Raw genomic sequence first — 2,997 nt, forward strand, 5'->3', positions numbered from 1 at the left:
GTCTACACCCTCCTAGGGAGCCGCTGATTTATCATGGTTTACCCTCATAATCGTGAATAAGTAAAAACTTATAAGCGTATTTACTTCTTTCCGTACTTCTGTAAAAGAAGTTCTCTCACTTCATCTGCAATCCGGTTACCACGTTCAGCACATTGTATTTTGATAGCTCGATGTAAGCTTTCTGGTATGTCGATAGTCAGGCGTTTGTTGGCTTCTTTGTCGCTGGCCTGGACCTCACGGTTCTGCACCCATTCTTCGGCAGCTGCGTTGACGGTGGGCTTAGCTCCAATCAAGATTTTCTTAGCGCTCATTTTCCGAACTCCATCAATTCAGCTACCAAGGCTTCAATTTCATTCGTTGCTGGCCCTTCTGCTGAAATTTCAAAAATGGCTTTTCCTTGCGCTGCTGCTTCGGCGTAGATAACACGCTGTGTAATTGTTGCTGACAGCAAAGTCACCGGATAGGCAGCCAGGGCTTCACCTACATCGCGACCTATAGCCGTATTTGCGATTTTACGATTTACCACAAAAGCGTATTTAAGACTTTCTTTATATACTGTGGCCTCCTGTACGAGCTTCACAACCTCATCAGCTGCCCAAATGTCATATGGGGATGGCTGCACCGGAATCAACACGAGGTCACTGGCCATGATCGCACTGCGGGCAAGGTCAGTAACTCGCGGAGGGCCGTCTATGATGATGTGATCATAGCCTTGGCCAACCTGGCTTATTTCTTTATGAATGGATGCACGGGGCAGGCCCACTACAGAAAAAAGCGGTTCACCTTCGCGGGCTGCTGACCAGTCCAAAGAACTTCCCTGAGGGTCAGCGTCAATTAGCAGGACGCGTGCCCCCCTTTTGGCAAGAGCAGCAGCGATATTGACTGATAGCGTCGTTTTACCTACCCCGCCCTTCTGATTCAAAACACCTATTATCATATCGGCCTCTGCGTAAATGCGATTTTGCGTATTTGAGATTAATCTCATTTACGATTATACAGAAAATAAAGTCATTAGGAAGCTGGAAGGACGTCTATTTAGGTGGGGGCTTACGGAGCCGCCAAAATTTTCGTCTACCTATAAGCATCAGTTGGCAGAGTCTGACCTATAGCGCTCTGGGTATAGGATGTGCAGCTCGGTAATTTCGCCATCAAAAATGCGGCAAAGATTTTCTGCCAACGCTGTGGAGGCGCGTTGCTCACCCCTTTCAACTCGGGAAAGGTTTCCCGTGTCTGTCCTGTCTGCCCCGACGTCAGCGAGACGGTTGGATACTTCAGTTAGGGTCCAACCTCGGGCGGTTCGAGCTTTTTTTAGCGGTGTCATAAGTGCTGCCTGATTGGAAAATACAGTGAATTCTGCGATTGGCGCATAATCAATTCAAGCAAAATTTGCGCATACGACTTTGCGCACCAAGCATGGTAGCTGGAAAATTCATGCCCTATGGATATAGGACAAATCATAAGAAACGCACGTAAGGCAAAAAAGCTTTCCCTAGAGGAGCTTGCCTATCAAATCGGCTCGGACTCAGGAAACCTTTCACGTTTCGAGCGTGGCTTGCAGGGGGCTACCCCCGAAAAGCTAAAGCTCATCATGGCGGCGCTAGGTATCCAGCTTACTGCACAGCAGCAAATGGAAACAGTTCTGTACTCAGACCCCAATAACGTATCCGGCGTGCGTCAGCCTATACGCGAGCCTCGTGAATTTCCTCTTATTAGCTGGGTAGCAGCGGGAGAGGTTACCGAATCGCCTGGGAAAATCGGAGAAAGTCATAGGATGATACAGTCCACAGAAAACGCTGGTTACGGAGCTTATTGGCTTATGGTTAACGGCCATTCGATGACTTGCACCGGAAACCCAAGCTTTCCTGAAGGATCCTTGATTCTCGTTAAGCCTGATGCCGAAGTGATCAACGGAAAATTTTACGTAGTCGAAATGCTTGATTCTGGTGATAAAACCTTCAAGCAATATGTAGAAGACGCGGGATACCGGTATCTCCGACCCCTTAATGAAAAATACAGGACCATCGAAATCGACGGTAACTGTCGCTTCATCGGACGAGTAGTAGATGCGAGGATGTCGGGCCTATGATTCCAGGCTACTCCTAATTGCTCTAACAGCGCTCTTCCTATCTCCAAACCCTCATAAGCCCGCACAGCGGGCTTTTTCTTACTTAAATTGCACTTGACGCAGAAATTGTTCTGCGCATAATGCAGCCTTGATTCTGCGAATAGCGCAGAATAGTGCTGGTAGGAACCAGCTCTTTCAAGGCAGCGATGGGTCGGCCTTAACGGCTCAGAGGGTTGGCAACTGGCCCAGGGTGCGCAGCGTAAAGCCCCAAACAAGTTTTCTGGCGGACAGGGTCGCGGCCGGAAATACGATTTAAGACCCCTCGATCTCATTTTTGGGAGATCGAGAGGTTTCACCAAATGGCCTTGTACAAGGCCATTCGGGAAACCTCCCATAACGTAAGGAACCTGCAATGCTCACCACCAGCGCCTTCCTGGCCCTGGCTATGCAATGCGCTCCCTCGATACACCCTGCCACGCTGACACCCATCGTCAAGACAGAATCCTCCTTCAATCCCTATGCCATTGGCGTGGTCGGCAAAGTGTTGCCGCGTCAACCGCAAAGCCTGGATGAAGCTGTATTGGTGGTGAAGCAGCTGGTGGAGGAGGGCGCTAACTTCAGCATCGGCCTGGGCCAGATCAACCGGCAGCATTTCGATGTCAGCCGACCCGAACCCGTATTTGAACCCTGCACCAACCTGCGCATGGCCGCCGCTGTTCTTGAGCAGTGCTATGCAGTTGCCAGTGCCAAGGAGCCCAACCGGCAGGCCGCGTTGCACAAGGCTATTTCCTGCTATTACAGCGGCAATCCCAAACGCGGATTCAAGGCCGAGGCCGCTTTTAGCGGTAGCAGCCATGTGCAGCGTGTATTGGCTAATGCAGGCGGTACCACCGTGACCGTCCCGGCGCTGGATGTCACCGCCACTGTAAAAA

The 2,997-nt window shown here is 50.4% G+C and carries 4 protein-coding genes; 2 read left to right on the plus strand and 2 right to left on the minus strand.

The genetic code is table 11. From position 1 onward, the window contains the following. Positions 1–80 precede the first annotated feature (80 nt). Together ALO64_RS14410 and parA are read right to left on the minus strand one after the other, a co-directional pair. Positions 81–311 carry a hypothetical protein gene (locus ALO64_RS14410; RefSeq protein WP_082303511.1) on the minus strand — a complete coding sequence of 77 codons (231 nt, stop codon included), beginning with the start codon at positions 309–311 and terminating at the stop codon, positions 81–83. Next, entirely contained in the window at positions 308–937 is a 630-nt protein-coding gene (gene parA / locus ALO64_RS14415; protein WP_024421519.1) for a ParA family partition ATPase, read from the minus strand. The genes ALO64_RS14410 and parA overlap by 4 nt, the downstream gene beginning before the upstream one ends. A 501-nt stretch (positions 938–1,438) precedes the next feature. On the opposite strand from parA, the gene ALO64_RS14420 reads away from it, so the two are divergent. Together ALO64_RS14420 and ALO64_RS14425 are read left to right on the plus strand one after the other, a co-directional pair. Beyond that, the gene (locus ALO64_RS14420) at positions 1,439–2,086 is read left to right on the plus strand and encodes an XRE family transcriptional regulator (protein ID WP_044345762.1); all 648 of its coding nucleotides are present in this window, start codon (positions 1,439–1,441) and stop codon (positions 2,084–2,086) included. Between the two features lie 391 nt (positions 2,087–2,477). Then, a partial coding sequence (locus ALO64_RS14425; protein ID WP_054991740.1) for a lytic transglycosylase domain-containing protein occupies positions 2,478–2,997 on the plus strand: 520 nt, incomplete at its 3' end.

This window comes from Pseudomonas meliae, from assembly GCF_001400515.1.
In the GTDB taxonomy this organism is placed as follows: domain Bacteria; phylum Pseudomonadota; class Gammaproteobacteria; order Pseudomonadales; family Pseudomonadaceae; genus Aquipseudomonas; species Aquipseudomonas amygdali.

Excerpts from the sequence above, each read along its gene's own strand:
- parA (WP_024421519.1), bottom strand. The coding sequence starts at position 937 with ATGATAATAGGTGTTTTGAATCAGAAGGGCGGGGTAGGTAAAACGACG.
- ALO64_RS14420 (WP_044345762.1), top strand. The coding sequence starts at position 1,439 with ATGGATATAGGACAAATCATAAGAAACGCACGTAAGGCAAAAAAGCTT.
- ALO64_RS14410 (WP_082303511.1), bottom strand. The coding sequence starts at position 311 with ATGAGCGCTAAGAAAATCTTGATTGGAGCTAAGCCCACCGTCAACGCA.